13 protein-coding genes are annotated in these 14,285 nt (G+C 61.6%); 7 read left to right on the top strand and 6 right to left on the bottom strand.

The genetic code is table 11. The annotated features are described in order from the left end of the window. Nucleotides 1–64 precede the first annotated feature (64 nt). Complete coding sequence (gene algW, locus KVQ74_RS10190; protein WP_217830947.1) at nt 65–1,222, bottom strand: Do family serine endopeptidase AlgW; 1,158 nt, start codon at nt 1,220–1,222, stop codon at nt 65–67. A gap of 103 nt (nt 1,223–1,325) precedes the next feature. On the opposite strand from algW, the gene KVQ74_RS10185 reads away from it, so the two are divergent. The 3 genes from KVQ74_RS10185 to cysN all read left to right on the top strand — a co-directional run bounded on the left by KVQ74_RS10185 (nt 1,326) and on the right by cysN (nt 5,093). Continuing rightward, entirely contained in the window at nt 1,326–2,084 is a 759-nt protein-coding gene (locus KVQ74_RS10185; protein WP_217830946.1) for a Nif3-like dinuclear metal center hexameric protein, read from the top strand. Between the two features lie 183 nt (nt 2,085–2,267). Then, nucleotides 2,268–3,185: a sulfate adenylyltransferase subunit CysD gene (gene cysD, locus KVQ74_RS10180; RefSeq protein ID WP_217830945.1), complete on the top strand. Its 918-nt coding sequence runs from the start codon at nt 2,268–2,270 to the stop codon at nt 3,183–3,185. A 9-nt stretch (nt 3,186–3,194) separates the two neighbouring features. Continuing rightward, entirely contained in the window at nt 3,195–5,093 is a 1,899-nt protein-coding gene (cysN, locus tag KVQ74_RS10175) for a sulfate adenylyltransferase subunit CysN (protein WP_217830944.1), read from the top strand. Nucleotides 5,094–5,165: 72 nt separating this feature from the next. On the opposite strand, the gene KVQ74_RS10170 is transcribed toward cysN, so the two are convergent. The 3 genes from KVQ74_RS10170 to KVQ74_RS10160 form a co-directional block, all read right to left on the bottom strand. Further along, nucleotides 5,166–6,071, bottom strand: coding sequence for an acyltransferase (locus KVQ74_RS10170; RefSeq protein WP_217830943.1), 906 nt, complete (start codon nt 6,069–6,071; stop codon nt 5,166–5,168). Beyond that, a complete protein-coding gene (gene pta / locus KVQ74_RS10165) occupies nt 6,072–8,171 on the bottom strand; it encodes a phosphate acetyltransferase (protein WP_217830942.1) in 2,100 nt (699 codons plus the stop codon). A gap of 61 nt (nt 8,172–8,232) precedes the next feature. Then, the gene (locus KVQ74_RS10160) at nt 8,233–8,541 is read right to left on the bottom strand and encodes a DUF3565 domain-containing protein (protein ID WP_217831114.1); all 309 of its coding nucleotides are present in this window, start codon (nt 8,539–8,541) and stop codon (nt 8,233–8,235) included. Here KVQ74_RS10160 and KVQ74_RS10155 point away from each other — a divergent pair. The 3 genes from KVQ74_RS10155 to KVQ74_RS10145 all read left to right on the top strand — a co-directional run bounded on the left by KVQ74_RS10155 (nt 8,540) and on the right by KVQ74_RS10145 (nt 10,893). Next, nucleotides 8,540–9,025, top strand: coding sequence for an FKBP-type peptidyl-prolyl cis-trans isomerase (locus KVQ74_RS10155; RefSeq protein ID WP_217830941.1), 486 nt, complete (start codon nt 8,540–8,542; stop codon nt 9,023–9,025). The two genes, KVQ74_RS10160 and KVQ74_RS10155, sit on opposite strands and share 2 nt — an antisense overlap. A 124-nt stretch (nt 9,026–9,149) precedes the next feature. Beyond that, nucleotides 9,150–9,632 (top strand): glutathione peroxidase, encoded by a 483-nt coding sequence (locus KVQ74_RS10150; RefSeq protein ID WP_217830940.1) that lies wholly within the window; start codon nt 9,150–9,152, stop codon nt 9,630–9,632. A 157-nt stretch (nt 9,633–9,789) separates the two neighbouring features. Beyond that, nucleotides 9,790–10,893: an NADH:flavin oxidoreductase gene (locus KVQ74_RS10145; protein ID WP_217830939.1), complete on the top strand. Its 1,104-nt coding sequence runs from the start codon at nt 9,790–9,792 to the stop codon at nt 10,891–10,893. A 64-nt stretch (nt 10,894–10,957) separates the two neighbouring features. Here the strand turns inward: KVQ74_RS10145 and KVQ74_RS10140 are convergent, their stop codons facing one another. Together KVQ74_RS10140 and cysZ are read right to left on the bottom strand one after the other, a co-directional pair. Further along, nucleotides 10,958–12,157, bottom strand: coding sequence for a glycosyltransferase family 4 protein (locus KVQ74_RS10140; RefSeq protein WP_217830938.1), 1,200 nt, complete (start codon nt 12,155–12,157; stop codon nt 10,958–10,960). Between the two features lie 51 nt (nt 12,158–12,208). Next, nucleotides 12,209–12,961, bottom strand: a complete 753-nt coding sequence (gene cysZ / locus KVQ74_RS10135) for a sulfate transporter CysZ (RefSeq protein WP_217830937.1) — start codon at nt 12,959–12,961, stop codon at nt 12,209–12,211. 310 nt (nt 12,962–13,271) lie between these two features. Here cysZ and trxB point away from each other — a divergent pair, with 310 nt between their 5' ends. Continuing rightward, complete coding sequence (gene trxB, locus KVQ74_RS10130; RefSeq protein ID WP_217830936.1) at nt 13,272–14,234, top strand: thioredoxin-disulfide reductase; 963 nt, start codon at nt 13,272–13,274, stop codon at nt 14,232–14,234. Nucleotides 14,235–14,285: the final 51 nt, after the last annotated feature.

The following is a 14,285-nucleotide window of genomic DNA, read 5'->3' as shown; positions in this document are numbered from 1 at the left end:
TGAAACAATATAACATGCCTGTTGAGAATGTCTTCTATTCGCGCGCCCCGCGCGAAACGAAGTCTTACTCTTCTTTTTCCTGCACCGGCGCCGGCGGTGGGCGCAGACCGATTTCGGCGGTGAGTTTCAACTCCTTGCCGTTGCGCATGACCTGGATCGTCACTTTGTCAGTCGGTTTGATCCGCGCCACCTGGTTCATCGAGCGACGACCGTCACCGGCCGGCTCGCCATCGATGCTCAGAATCACGTCACCCAATTGCAGGCCGGCCTTTTGCGCCGGGCCGTCGCGGAAAATCCCCGCCACCACGATCCCCGGACGTCCGGACAGACCGAACGATTCCGCCAGTTCCTGAGTCAATGGCTGCACTTCGATGCCGAGCCAGCCGCGAATCACCTGGCCGTGTTCGATGATCGACTTCATCACTTCCATTGCCAGTTTCACCGGGATCGCAAAACCGATGCCCTGGGAGCCGCCGGACTTGGAGAAGATCGCGGTGTTGATCCCGGTGAGGTTGCCGTTGGCATCGACCAGCGCGCCGCCGGAGTTACCGGGGTTGATCGCGGCATCGGTCTGGATGAAGTCTTCATAGTTGTTCAGGCCCAACTGGTTGCGCCCGGTGGCACTGATGATGCCCATGGTCACCGTCTGGCCGACGCCGAACGGGTTGCCGATGGCCAGCGCGACGTCGCCGATACGGATGTTGTCGGAGCGTCCGACGGTGATCGCCGGCAGGCTTTTCAGGTCGATCTTCAGGACAGCGAGGTCGGTTTCCGGGTCGCTGCCGATCACCCGGGCCAGGGTTTCCCGACCGTCCTTGAGCGCCACGACGATCTGGTCCGCGCCACTGGTCACGTGGTTGTTGGTCAGGATATAGCCTTCCGGGCTCATGATCACACCGGAGCCGAGGCTCGATTCCATGCGTTTCTGCTTCGGCGAGTTGTCACCGAAGAAGCGCCGGAACTGTGGGTCCTCGAACAGCGGATGGGCCGGTTTGGCGACGACCTTGGTGGTGTAGAGGTTGACCACCGACGGTGCAGCGATGGTCACCGCGTCCGCATAGGACACCGGCCCCTGCTGCACGCTGGTGGTCTGCGGGGCCTGTTGCAGATTGACGTCGAGGCTTGGCAGCCCGACCCACTGCGGGTAACGCTGAATAATCAACAGAGCGATAAGCACACCGGCCAACAGCGGCCAGCCGAAAAAACGCAGCGCCTTGAGCATTAAGCACGTCCTGGAAAAGTTGCAGGCGGGGGCAGACCGCCCATAATGTCGCGCATTATACGAGGCCGCGCGCGCCTCTGAACGGGATTTTCAGGAGTCTTTCATGGCCGTTGCCCTCAGTACCCTGGTCGAAGAAGCCGACCGTTACCTCGGCAGTGCAAAAATTGCCGATTATTGCCCCAACGGCTTGCAGGTCGAAGGCCGGCCGCAAGTGATGCGCATCGTCAGCGGCGTCACCGCCAGCCAGGCGTTGCTCGATGCCGCCGTCGAAGCCGAGGCCGATCTGGTGCTGGTGCATCACGGCTATTTCTGGAAGGGCGAGAATCCGTGCATCACCGGCATGAAGCAGCGCCGGTTGAAAACCCTGCTCAAGCACGACATCAGCCTGCTGGCCTATCACCTGCCGCTGGATCTGCATGGGGATGTCGGCAACAACGTGCAGCTCGCCCGTCAGCTGGATATCACTGTCGAAGGCCCGCTGGATCCGGACAACCTGAAAATCGTCGGTCTGGTCGGCTCCCTGGCCGAGCCGGTGACCGCCCGGGATTTTGCCCGCCGTGTGCAGGAGGTCATGGGGCGCGAGCCGTTGCTGGTCGAAGGCAGCGCGATGATCCGGCGCGTCGGCTGGTGTACGGGCGGCGGCCAGGGCTATATCGATCAGGCGGTCGCGGCGGGGGTCGATTTGTTCCTCAGCGGCGAGGCCTCCGAGCAGACTTTCCACAGCGCCCGGGAAAACGACATCAGCTTCATCGCCGCCGGTCACCACGCCACCGAGCGGTATGGCGTGCAGGCGCTGGGCGACTACCTGGCGAAGCGCTTTGCTCTCGAACACATCTTCATCGATTGCCCGAATCCGATCTGAAAAACGCCTTCAATTGCGAGGCGGAAGGACGCAGGTTCGATCCCGCGCACCCCAAACAGGCGGGCATATTCATATACCCTTTCGATCTAGCCTGCGTCCTGATTAGAAGCAGGCCGCTGTGCTAGGATTCCCCGCTCGAACACGGCCCGCTGGCCGTTCATAAGAAAGCTTTCGTGAGTAGCCATGGTCGACAAACTGACGCATCTGAAACAGCTGGAGGCGGAAAGCATCCACATCATCCGTGAGGTGGCCGCCGAGTTCGACAACCCGGTGATGCTGTACTCCATCGGTAAAGACTCCGCCGTGATGCTGCACCTGGCACGCAAGGCGTTCTTCCCGGGCAAACTGCCGTTTCCGGTGATGCACGTCGACACCCGGTGGAAATTCCAGGAGATGTACAAGTTCCGCGACAAGATGGTCGAGGATCTGGGCCTGGACCTGATCACCCACATCAACCCGGATGGCGTGGCGCAGAACATCAACCCGTTCACCCACGGCAGCGCCAAACACACCGACATCATGAAGACCGAGGGCCTGAAGCAGGCACTCGACAAGCATGGTTTCGACGCCGCGTTCGGCGGTGCCCGTCGCGATGAAGAGAAATCCCGCGCCAAGGAGCGCGTGTACTCGTTCCGCGACAGCAAGCACCGCTGGGACCCGAAGAACCAGCGTCCGGAGCTGTGGAACGTCTACAACGGCAAGGTCAACAAGGGCGAGTCGATCCGCGTCTTCCCGCTGTCGAACTGGACCGAGCTGGACATCTGGCAGTACATCTACCTCGAAGGTATCCCGATCGTACCGCTGTACTTCGCCGCCGAACGTGACGTGATCGAGAAGAACGGCACGCTGATCATGATCGATGACGAGCGCATCCTCGAGCACCTGAGCGACGAAGAAAAGGCGCGCATCGTCAAAAAGAAAGTGCGTTTCCGTACCCTTGGCTGCTACCCGTTGACGGGCGCGGTGGAGTCCGAGGCCGAAAGCCTGACGGACATCATTCAGGAAATGCTCCTGACGCGAACTTCCGAGCGCCAGGGCCGGGTCATCGACCACGATGGCGCAGGCTCGATGGAAGATAAAAAACGTCAGGGTTATTTCTAAGGGGTTGTCATGTCGCACCAGTCTGATTTGATCAGCGAGGACATCCTCGCCTACCTGGGCCAGCACGAACGTAAAGAGCTGCTGCGCTTTTTGACCTGCGGTAACGTCGATGACGGCAAGAGCACCCTGATCGGGCGCCTGCTGCATGACTCGAAGATGATCTACGAAGATCACCTGGAAGCCATCACCCGCGATTCGAAGAAAGTCGGCACCACCGGTGAAGACATCGACCTGGCGTTGCTGGTCGACGGCCTGCAGGCCGAGCGTGAGCAGGGCATCACCATCGATGTCGCCTACCGCTATTTCTCCACCGCCAAACGCAAATTCATCATCGCCGACACGCCCGGCCATGAGCAGTACACCCGCAACATGGCCACCGGTGCATCCACCTGTGACCTGGCGATCATTCTGGTCGACGCCCGTTACGGCGTGCAGACCCAGACCCGTCGCCACAGCTTCATCGCCTCGTTGCTGGGCATCAAGCACATCGTCGTCGCGATCAACAAGATGGATCTCAAGGGCTTCGATCAGGATGTGTTCGAGTCGATCAAGGCCGATTACCTGAAGTTCGCCGAAGGCCTGAAGCTGCAGCCGACCAGCCTGCATTTCGTGCCGATGTCTGCCCTTAAAGGCGACAACGTGGTGAACAAGTCCGAGCGTTCGCCGTGGTACACCGGCCAGTCGCTGATGGAAATCCTCGAGACCGTGGAAGTGGCGGGCGATCGCAACTTCACCGATCTGCGTTTCCCGGTGCAGTACGTCAACCGTCCGAACCTGAACTTCCGTGGTTTCGCCGGCACCCTGGCCAGCGGCATCGTGCACAAGGGCGACGAAGTCGTGGTGCTGCCGTCGGGCAAGAGCAGCCGGGTGAAATCCATCGTCACCTTCGAAGGTGAACTGGAGCACGCCGGTCCGGGTCAAGCGGTAACGCTGACCATGGAAGACGAAATCGACATCTCCCGTGGCGACCTGCTGGTGCATGCCGACAACGTGCCGCCGGTCACCGACAGCTTCGAAGCGATGCTGGTGTGGATGGCTGAAGAGCCGATGCTGCCGGGCAAGAAATACGACATCAAGCGCGCCACCAGCTACGTGCCGGGCTCGATTGCGAGCATCGTCCACAAGGTCGACGTCAACACCCTCGAAGAAGGTTCGGCGAGCGCGTTGCAACTGAACGAAATCGGCAAGGTGAAAATCGCTCTCGACGCGCCGATCGCTCTCGACGGTTATGACAGCAACCGCACCACCGGCGCCTTCATTGTCATCGATCGCTTGACCAACGGCACCGTCGGCGCCGGCATGATCGTTGCGCAACCGCTCAACCATGGCGCCACCTCGCACCACGGCAAACTGGCCCATGTAGCGACTGAGGAGCGTGCCCAGCGCTTCGGCCAGCAACCGGCGACCGTGCTGTTCAGCGGCCTGTCGGGCGCGGGCAAGAGCACGCTGGCCTACGCGGTCGAGCGCAAGCTGTTCGACATGGGCCGTGCGGTGTTCGTGCTGGATGGCCAGAACCTGCGTCATGACCTGAACAAGGGCCTGCCGCAGGACCGCGCCGGTCGTAACGAAAACTGGCGGCGTGCCGCGCACGTTGCGCGTCAGTTCAACGAAGCGGGCCTGCTGACTCTGGCGGCGTTCGTCGCGCCGAGTGCAGAAGGTCGCAAGCAGGCCGAAGACCTGATCGGCAAGGATCGTCTGCTGACGGTCTACGTCCAGGCTTCGCCGACTGTCTGCGCCGAGCGTGATCCGCAAGGCCTGTACGCGGCCGGTGGCGACAACATCCCGGGCGAGTCCTTCCCGTATGACGTGCCCCTGGATGCCGACCTCGTGGTCGACACCCAGTCGTTGTCGCTGGAAGAAAGCGTCAGGCAAGTGCTGGATCTGTTGCGCAAGCGCGGCATGATCTAAGCGCTGGCGGCCGACAAAAAAGCCCGCCGATGAGCAATCATCGGCGGGCTTTTTGTTTGATCGACTGTCGGATCAGTGGCGATCCGGGAACTCCCGGTGCATCTGCGCAAGCAGCGCATCCTTGTCATGCCACAGCTGATTGATCCAGCCCTGGAACTGCAGGCGATATTCGCCGTCCTGATCGTAGTTCTTGCCAATGAACGCCGGCGGGATTTTCAGTTCTTCGAAGTGCACCACCACATCGCGCACGTTGCCGCACAACAAGTCCCAGAACCCCGGACGTCCACCCGGATAGTGGATGGTCACGTTGACGATCGACTCCAGTTGCTCGCCCATGGCATCGAGCACGAACGCGATGCCGCCGGCCTTGGGCTTGAGCAGGTATTTGAACGGCGATTGCTGCTGGGCATGCTTGCCCTTGGTGAAGCGCGTGCCTTCGACGAAGTTGAAAATGCCCACCGGGTTGTCACGAAACTTCGCACAGGTCTTGCGGGTGGTTTCCAGGTCCTTGCCTTTCTTCTCCGGGTGCTTTTCCAGGTACGCCTTGGAGTAGCGCTTCATGAACGGAAAGCCCAGCGCCCACCAGGCCAGGCCAATGACCGGCACCCAGATCAACTCCTGCTTGAGAAAAAACTTCAGCGGCTGGATGCGCCGGTTGAGCACATATTGCAGCACCAGAATGTCGACCCAGCTCTGGTGGTTGCTGGTGATCAGGTACGAATGCCGGTAGTCCAGACCCTGCAAGCCGCTGATGTGCCAGCGGGTGCGGCGCACCAGATTCATCCAGCCCTTGTTGTTGCTGATCCAGGCTTCGTGGGTGTGGCTCATCAGCCAGCCGGCGATTCGTTGGGTGAAGGCGAACGGCAGCGCTTTGACGAGCGCGACACAGAACAGGAACGAGCACAGCAATATCGTGTTCAGCGCCAACAGCAGCGAGGCGATCACACCCCGCAGCGGTGCAGGTAGAAAATCCAGCATTTAAAGATCCATAGGTCGGTTGGCGGCCTGAATGGCGGTCAGGGCGATGGTGTAGACGATGTCATCGACCTGCGCGCCGCGCGGCAAGTCGTTCACCGGTTTGCGCAGGCCTTGCAGCATCGGGCCAAGGCTCACGCAATCGGCGCTGCGTTGCACGGCCTTGTGGGTGGTGTTGCCGGTGTTCAGGTCGGGGAACACGAACACCGTGGCGCGACCGGCCACCGGGCTGTTCGGCGCCAGTTGCCGGGCCACGGTTTCGTTGGCGGCGGCGTCGTACTGCAACGGCCCGTCGATCAGCAGTGCACGTTGCTGTTCGTGGGCGAGCAGGGTGGCCTCGCGGACTTTCTCGACTTCCTCGTCAGTGCCCGACTCGCCGCTGGAGTAACTGATCATCGCCACGCGCGGGGTGATGCCGAACGCAGCGGCCGAGTCGGCGCTTTGCAGGGCAATCTCCGCCAGTTCGCTGGCGCTCGGGTGCGGGTTCATCACGCAGTCGCCGTAGACCAGCACCTCCTCGGCAAACAGCATGAAGAACACCGATGACACGAGCGTGCAGCCCGGCGCGGTCTTGATCAGTTGCAGGGCCGGGCGAATGGTGTTGGCGGTGGTGTTGATGACACCCGACACCAGCCCGTCGACTTCATCCAGAGCCAGCATCATGGTGCCGATCACCACAGTGTCTTCCAGTTGCTGCTCGGCCATCGGCGCGTTGAGGCTTTTGCTCTTGCGCAGAGCCACCATCGGCTCGACGTAACGCTCGCGGATCAGATCCGGATCGAGGATTTCCAGTCCCGGCGGCAACTCGATGCCTTGGGCGCGGGCCACGGCTTCGACGTCCGCCGGTTTGGCCAGCAACACGCAACGGGCGATCCCGCGTTCCTGGCAGATCGCCGCCGCTTGCACGGTGAACGGTTCGCTGCCTTCGGGCAGGACGATGCGCTTGTTGGCGGCCTGGGCACGCTGGATCAGTTGATAGCGGAAGACCGCTGGCGACAGGCGCATTTCCCGTGGCGTGCCGCAGCGCTGGTGCAGCCAGTTGGCGTCGAGGTGGCTGGCAACGAAATCGGTGATGATTTCCGCACGCTCGCGGTCATCGACGGGGATTTCCTTGTTCAGGCCGTTGAGCAGGTTGGCGGTGTCGTAGGAACCGGTGCTCACCGACAGCACCGGCAACCCGGCCTGCAATGCGCCACGGCACAGGTCCATGATGCGTGGATCCGGCAGGGTGTCGCTGGTCAGCAACAGGCCGGCCAGCGGCACGCCGTTGATGGCCGCGAGGCTGACGGCGAGGATGATGTCGTCGCGGTCGCCCGGGGTCACCACCAGCACGCCGGGCTTGAGCAGTTCGACCGTGTTGCGCATGGTGCGCGCGCAAATGATGATCTTGGTCATGCGCCGGGTTTCATAGTCGCCGGCGTTGAGCACTTGCGCGCCCATCAGGTCGGCCACATCGCGGGTGCGCGGGGCGTTGAGCTCCGGCTGATACGGAATGCAGCCGAGCAGGCGGAAATCGCCGCTGCGCAGCAACGGCGAATGTTCCTTCAGGCGCGTGGCGAAGGCGTCCATGCTCTCGTCGGTCTTGACCTTGTTGAGAATCACACCGAGCACTTTCGGGTCTTTCGGGCCACCGAACAGTTGCGCCTGCAACTCGACGCGCCCGGACAATTCGGTCAGCACTTCGTTTTCCGGGGCCGAGACCAAAATCACCTCGGCATCTAGGCTTTTTGCCAGGTGCAGGTTGACCCGCGCGGCGTAACTGGCGGCGCGGGTCGGCACCATGCCTTCGACGATCAGCACGTCTTTGCCGACGGCGGCCTGCTGGTAGAGGGTGATGATTTCTTCGAGCAGCTCATCGAGTTGACCGTCGCCGAGCATCCGCTCGACATGAGCCAGGCCCAGCGGCTTGGGTGGTTTCAGGCCGTGGGTGCGGGCCACCAGTTCGGTGGAGCGCTCGGGGCCGGTGTCGCCCGGATGCGGCTGGGCGATCGGTTTGAAGAAGCCGACTTTCAGCCCGGCCCGCTCCAGGGTACGCACCAGCCCGAGGCTGATGGAGGTCAGACCCACACCAAAATCGGTGGGCGCGATAAAAAAAGTCTGCATGCGGATTCTCTAAGGGTGCATGGCAACGGCATTGGCCCTATGGCTGGCCTTTTACCGATTTTCAGGGGCCAAGGTTATCGCTAACCGAGCCTTGTGCGCACCAACCGCAATCAAAGGGTTGGCCTATTTTTTCAATGCGTTGCACAGGGTCCAGGACCCAGGCCCGGGATTGCCACGGCGGCAGGTGGCGCAGGTGCTGGGTGTGGCCGCAGGACAGCTCGGCGACCCAGTGTCCGTCCTCGTCCTGATGGAAACCGGTGATTGTCACGCTGGCCAATTGATCCCGTCTGTCCGGGTTGTGTTCGCTTTCGGGCAAATCCTTGTTTAGACTTGTCCGTTCTTCATTCTTATGCAAAAGGTCTCGCCCCATGCTGATCGCCGCCAATAAGGCTGTCTCCATCGACTATACCCTGACCAACGACGCTGGTGAGGTCATCGACAGTTCCGCCGGCGGCGCTCCGCTGGTTTACCTGCACGGCGCAGGCAACATCATCCCGGGCCTGGAAAAGGCGCTGGAAGGCAAAACCCAGGGTGACGAACTGAGCGTCGCCGTCGAGCCGGAAGACGCCTACGGCGAATACTCCGCCGAGCTGGTCAGCACCCTGAGCCGCAGCATGTTCGAAGGCGTCGACGAGCTGGAAGTCGGCATGCAGTTCCACGCTTCGGCGCCGGATGGCCAGATGCAGATCGTCACCATTCGTGACCTGGACGGCGACGACGTCACCGTCGACGGCAACCACCCACTGGCCGGTCAGCGCCTGAACTTCAAAGTGAAGGTCGTCGACATTCGTGACGCCAGCCAGGAAGAAATCGCTCATGGTCACGTCCATGGCGAAGGTGGCCATCACCACTGATTTTCTGCGCTAAGCTCAGAGAACTGGAGAGGCGCCCGAGGGCGCCTTTTTAGTCTGCGGCTATCCTTGCTACTCTCGCCAGGTGGCTGTTTTCGAGTAGAACACGGGAATCTTGGAGTTCGTCATGAGTGCTTTTCACGACCTTAAGTTGAAGGCCCTGGATGGTCAGGAGCTACCGCTGGCGCCCTTCAAGGGCCAAGTCGTGCTGGTGGTCAACGTCGCCTCCAAATGCGGCCTGACGCCCCAGTACGCGGCGCTGGAAAACCTCTATCAGCAATACAAGGGCAAAGGCTTCAGCGTGCTGGGCCTGCCGTGCAATCAGTTTGCCGGCCAGGAACCGGGCTCGGAGCAGGAGATCCAGGAGTTCTGCAGTCTGAACTATGGCGTGAGCTTCCCGTTGTCCAGCAAGCTCGAAGTCAACGGCCACGAACGTCATCAGCTCTACCGTCTGTTGGCGGGCGAGGGCGCTGAGTTTCCCGGTGACATCACCTGGAATTTCGAGAAGTTCCTGCTCGGCAAGGACGGCCGCGTGTTGGCCCGATTCTCGCCGCGCACGGCGCCGGACGATCCGAGCGTGATTGCCGCGATCGAAAAAGCCCTGGGCTGAAACCGCAAAAATCGCAGCCATCGAGCTGCGATTTTTTTCGCCTGCCTTTTGACCCTTAATCATTCAGATCAATAGTGCTATCGGATCGGCTGCGTCGCGCATATTATCGCCGTCATATGTCTTTTGCCCGTCGATAACCTTTTCGTGGAGCTTTCCGATGCCCGTTCAAGCCTTGTTCAAACCGTTTCATCTCGGTGCCCTCGAACTGCCGACCCGCGTGGTCATGGCGCCGATGACCCGCTCGTTTTCTCCGGGCGGCGTGCCGAATTCCAAAGTGATCGAGTACTACCGTCGTCGCGCGGCCGCCGGAGTCGGCCTGATCGTCACGGAAGGCACCACGGTCGGTCACCAGGCGTCCAACGGTTATCCGAACGTGCCGCACTTCTACGGTGAAGCCGCGCTGGCCGGCTGGAAGAAAGTCGTCGACGCGGTACATGCCGAGGGTGGCAAGATCGTTCCGCAACTGTGGCACGTCGGCAGCGTTCGCCGTATCGGCACCGAGCCGGACGCCAGCGTGCCGGGTTATGGCCCGTCGGAAAAACTCAAGGACGGTCAGGTCGTGGTCCACGGCATGACCAAACAGGATATCCAGGACGTGATCGGCGCTTTCGCCCAAGCGGCCAGGGATGCCCAGAGCATCGGCATGGACGGCGTGGAAATCCACGGCGCCCACGGTTACCTGATTGACCAGTTCTTCTGGGAAGGCAGCAACCAGCGCACTGACGAATACGGTGGCAGCCTGGCCAACCGTTCGCGTTTCGCCATCGAACTGATCCAGGCCGTACGGGCTGCGGTCGGCGAAGGTTTCCCGATCATTTTCCGTTTCTCGCAGTGGAAGCAGCAGGACTACACCGCGCGTCTGGTGCAAACCCCGGAGGCGCTGGGCGAGTTCCTCAAGCCGCTGTCTGACGCTGGCGTCGATATTTTCCACTGCTCGACCCGCCGTTTCTGGGAGCCGGAGTTCGACGGTTCCGAGCTGAACCTGGCGGGCTGGACCCGCAAGCTGACCGGCAAACCGACCATCACCGTCGGCAGCGTTGGCCTGGATGGCGAGTTCCTGCAATTCATGGTCAACACCGACAAGGTGGCGCAGCCGGCCAGCCTGGAAAAACTGCTGGAGCGGCTGAACAACGACGAGTTCGATCTGGTGGCGGTGGGGCGTGCGCTGCTGGTGGATCCGGACTGGGCGCAGAAAGTCCGTGAAGGCCGCGAGCAGGACATTCTGCCGTTCAGCCGTGACGCGCTGATGACGCTGGTTTAAGCGACATCGGCATCGACCCCTTCGCGGGCTTGCCCGCGAAGGCTATTCCAGACTCCGCGAAACATCAGCGCAGCGTCGGCGCATTCGGCAGCACCTGCTCCCCCACGCATGCTCCGCGCAGATGACTTTCAAACTGCTCGATGATCGTCGCCCAACCCTGGCGGCTCGCATGCTGGCGCGCATTCAGTCGCACGCAACGCAGGGTTTCCTGCTCTTCCAGCAACCACGCCGCCGCATCGCAGAACGCTTCTTCGTCCCCCGGCATCGCCAGCACGCCGTTGTAGCCATGGCGAATGTGCTGAGCCGCTGCAGCCTGATCGTAAGCCACCACGCCAAGGCCTGAGGCCAGCGCTTCCAGCACGACGTTGCCGAAGGTTTCGGTCAGGCTCGGAAACAGAAACACATCCCCCGACGCATAGTGCGCCGCCAGCGCTTCGCCGCGCTGCGAACCGCAGAAGATCGCTTCGGGCAATTGCTTTTCCAGCGTCGTGCGCTGCGGGCCGTCGCCGACCACGATCAGTTTCAGATTGTGCTGTGGATAAGTGCTGCGCAGTGTGTCGAAGCAGCGCTTGAGCAGGCCGAGATTCTTCTCCGGGGCCAGGCGTCCTACGTGAATCACCGCAATGTCCTGCTCGCCCAGACCCCATTGCTCACGCAGGGCGTTCAGGCGTTTGGCCGGATGGAACAACTGGCTGTCGACCCCACGCGACAGCAACGCCAGACGCTCGAAGTGTCGGCGCTCCAGTTCCATGCGCTGGCTGGCGCTCGGCACCAGAGTCAGGGCCGAGCGATTGTGAAACCAGCGCAGGTAATGGGTGAGCAAACGGGTCAGCAGGCTGAGGCCGTACTGATGGGTGTATTGCTGGAAGTTGGTGTGAAAGCCGCTGACCACCGCAATCCCCAGGCGACGTGCCGCGCGCAATGCCGACAATCCCAGCGGGCCTTCGGTGGCGATGTACAGCACGTCCGGACGCTGACGCTTCCAGCGGCGCAGCAGCTTGTGCATCGACGACTGGCCCCATTGCAGCCCCGGATAACCCGGCAACGGCCAGCCGCGACACAACAGCAGCGCGTCGTCTTCACTGCGCTGCGGATCGTCGCCCTGACGGGGCCGCACCAGTTCCACCCGATGTCCGCGCGCGCGCAAACCGTCGCACAAGCGGCCAAGGGTATTGGCCACGCCGTTGATTTCCGGTGGGAAGGTTTCGCTGATCAGAGTGATATGCAGAGCTGTCGTCATGACCTCAGTGTCGGCTGAGGCCATGTCGCGCTTGTGACGTCGGGATGATGGATTTGTGACCGGCTCAGCGCCGGATCACGCAGTGGTCACCAGATTCTCGGCCCCGCGCTCGCGCACCCAGAACAAGGTCGCGCCGGCAACGGCAGCGGGCATCATCAGGATGTTGACCACCGGAATCAGCAGCGCCAGATAAACGATCCCGCCGAAGCTCATGCTCTGCCAGCGTTTCTGCCGCAGCCAGGCGAGCATCTCGTTCCAGCCCAGCTTGTGGTTGTCCGCCGGGTAGTCGATGTACTGGATTGCCATCATCCACACGCCGAACAGCAGCCACAGCGGTGCGGCGACGATGTTCACCATCGGGATGAACGACAGGATGAACAGGCCGATCGCCCGAGGCAGGAAGTAGCCGAGCTTGCGCATCTCCCGGGTCAGCGTGCGCGGGATCATGGCGATCAGTTCGCCCCAGCTGAAAGCCGGGAAATCGTCCGTGCCGCGTACCACAACCTCGACTTTTTCCGCGAGGAAACCGTTGAACGGTGCAGCGATGACATTCGCGAGCAGGGTGAAGGTGAAAAACACCATCAACAGCACCAGCACCACAAACAGTGGCCACAGGATGTAGCTGAGGAAACTCAGCCAGTCGGGCAGCGATGGCATCAGGGTGTCGACCCACAGGCTGAACTGGTGGCCGGCCAGATAGATCAATCCGACGAACAGCACCAGGTTGATTGCCAGCGGCAGCAGCACGAACAGGCGCAGGCCGGGGCTGAGAACCAGTTTGAGGCCTTCGCGCAGGTATTGCGGGCCGGACAGGACAGGGGCGGGCATAAGGTGCTCCGAACAAGGGAAAACGCGCCGACCTTACCGACTTTGCCAGGCCTGTGAAAGCGTGGCGGCGGGATCGACATTCACTGTAACAAAGACGTCCATCTCGTCAGTGTGTCCGCATAGAGACCACCTATGAGCTGGATTGTTAAACCGTATTTCCTTAATCTTGCCCCCCTCGATACGCTGCACCCAACTTTTTACAGGACTGTCGTGCCCAAGCCTTCCCCAAGGCTTTCAACAGTCCTTTTTTATTCCGCCGGCCGTCCGGCGTCCGCGCCAGGTGTCCTGGTCGGTCAACAGGAGCAGATTCATGTCTGAAGTCCGTCATTCGCGAGTGATCATTCTCGGTTCCGGTCCTGCCGGTTACAGCGCAGCGGTCTACGCGGCCCGTGCCAACCTCAAGCCACTGCTGATCACCGGCATGCAGGCTGGTGGTCAACTGACCACCACCACCGAAGTCGATAACTGGCCGGGCGACGTCCATGGCCTGACCGGTCCGGTGCTGATGGAGCGGATGCGCGAGCACGCCGAGCGCTTTGAAACCGAGATCGTCTTCGATCACATCAACGCCGTGGACTTCGCTTCCAAACCGTACAGCCTGACCGGCGACAGCGGCACCTACACCTGCGACGCGCTGATCATCGCCACTGGCGCCAGCGCCCGTTACCTGGGCCTGCCGTCGGAAGAAGCGTTCATGGGCAAAGGCGTTTCGGCCTGCGCGACCTGCGACGGTTTCTTCTACCGCAACAAGCCAGTGGCTGTGGTAGGCGGCGGCAACACCGCTGTTGAAGAAGCCCTGTACCTGGCCAACATCGCCAGCAAGGTCACTCTGATTCACCGTCGCGAAACGTTCCGCGCCGAGAAGATCCTGATCGACAAGCTCAACGCCCGCGTTGCCGAAGGCAAGATCGAGCTGAAGCTGAACGCGACCCTGGACGAAGTGCTGGGCGACAACATGGGCGTGACCGGTGCGCGCCTGAAGAACAACGACGGCAGCTTCGATGAAATCAAGGTTGACGGCGTGTTCATCGCCATCGGCCACACCCCGAACACGTCGCTGTTCGAAGGTCAGCTGGAATTGAAGGATGGTTACCTGGTGGTTCAGGGCGGCCGTGAAGGCAACGCCACCGCGACCAACGTCGAAGGCATCTTCGCCGCCGGTGACGTGGCCGACCACGTTTACCGTCAGGCCATCACCTCGGCCGGCGCCGGCTGCATGGCGGCACTGGACACCGAGCGTTACCTGGACGGTCTGCAGAACGCTTCGTTCTAAGATCCCAGGCACAAAAAAACCGGCTTCGGCCGGTTTTTTTGTGCCCGCAGA

This window comes from Pseudomonas botevensis, assembly GCF_019145475.1.
In the GTDB taxonomy this organism is placed as follows: domain Bacteria; phylum Pseudomonadota; class Gammaproteobacteria; order Pseudomonadales; family Pseudomonadaceae; genus Aquipseudomonas; species Aquipseudomonas botevensis.
Note: the sequence above shows the minus strand (reverse complement) of the source record. Positions and strands in the feature narration are given on the sequence as shown.

Bases quoted from the DNA above. Each gene is read 5' to 3' on its own strand.
- KVQ74_RS10155 (WP_217830941.1), top strand. From the start codon at position 8,540: ATGCTGATCGCCGCCAATAAGGCTGTCTCCATCGACTATACCCTGACC.
- KVQ74_RS10185 (WP_217830946.1), top strand. From the start codon at position 1,326: ATGGCCGTTGCCCTCAGTACCCTGGTCGAAGAAGCCGACCGTTACCTC.
- trxB (WP_217830936.1), top strand. From the start codon at position 13,272: ATGTCTGAAGTCCGTCATTCGCGAGTGATCATTCTCGGTTCCGGTCCT.
- cysD (WP_217830945.1), top strand. From the start codon at position 2,268: ATGGTCGACAAACTGACGCATCTGAAACAGCTGGAGGCGGAAAGCATC.
- KVQ74_RS10140 (WP_217830938.1), bottom strand. From the start codon at position 12,157: ATGGCCTCAGCCGACACTGAGGTCATGACGACAGCTCTGCATATCACT.
- KVQ74_RS10160 (WP_217831114.1), bottom strand. From the start codon at position 8,541: ATGGGGCGAGACCTTTTGCATAAGAATGAAGAACGGACAAGTCTAAAC.
- algW (WP_217830947.1), bottom strand. From the start codon at position 1,222: ATGCTCAAGGCGCTGCGTTTTTTCGGCTGGCCGCTGTTGGCCGGTGTG.
- pta (WP_217830942.1), bottom strand. From the start codon at position 8,171: ATGCAGACTTTTTTTATCGCGCCCACCGATTTTGGTGTGGGTCTGACC.
- KVQ74_RS10145 (WP_217830939.1), top strand. From the start codon at position 9,790: ATGCCCGTTCAAGCCTTGTTCAAACCGTTTCATCTCGGTGCCCTCGAA.
- cysN (WP_217830944.1), top strand. From the start codon at position 3,195: ATGTCGCACCAGTCTGATTTGATCAGCGAGGACATCCTCGCCTACCTG.
- KVQ74_RS10170 (WP_217830943.1), bottom strand. From the start codon at position 6,071: ATGCTGGATTTTCTACCTGCACCGCTGCGGGGTGTGATCGCCTCGCTG.
- cysZ (WP_217830937.1), bottom strand. From the start codon at position 12,961: ATGCCCGCCCCTGTCCTGTCCGGCCCGCAATACCTGCGCGAAGGCCTC.
- KVQ74_RS10150 (WP_217830940.1), top strand. From the start codon at position 9,150: ATGAGTGCTTTTCACGACCTTAAGTTGAAGGCCCTGGATGGTCAGGAG.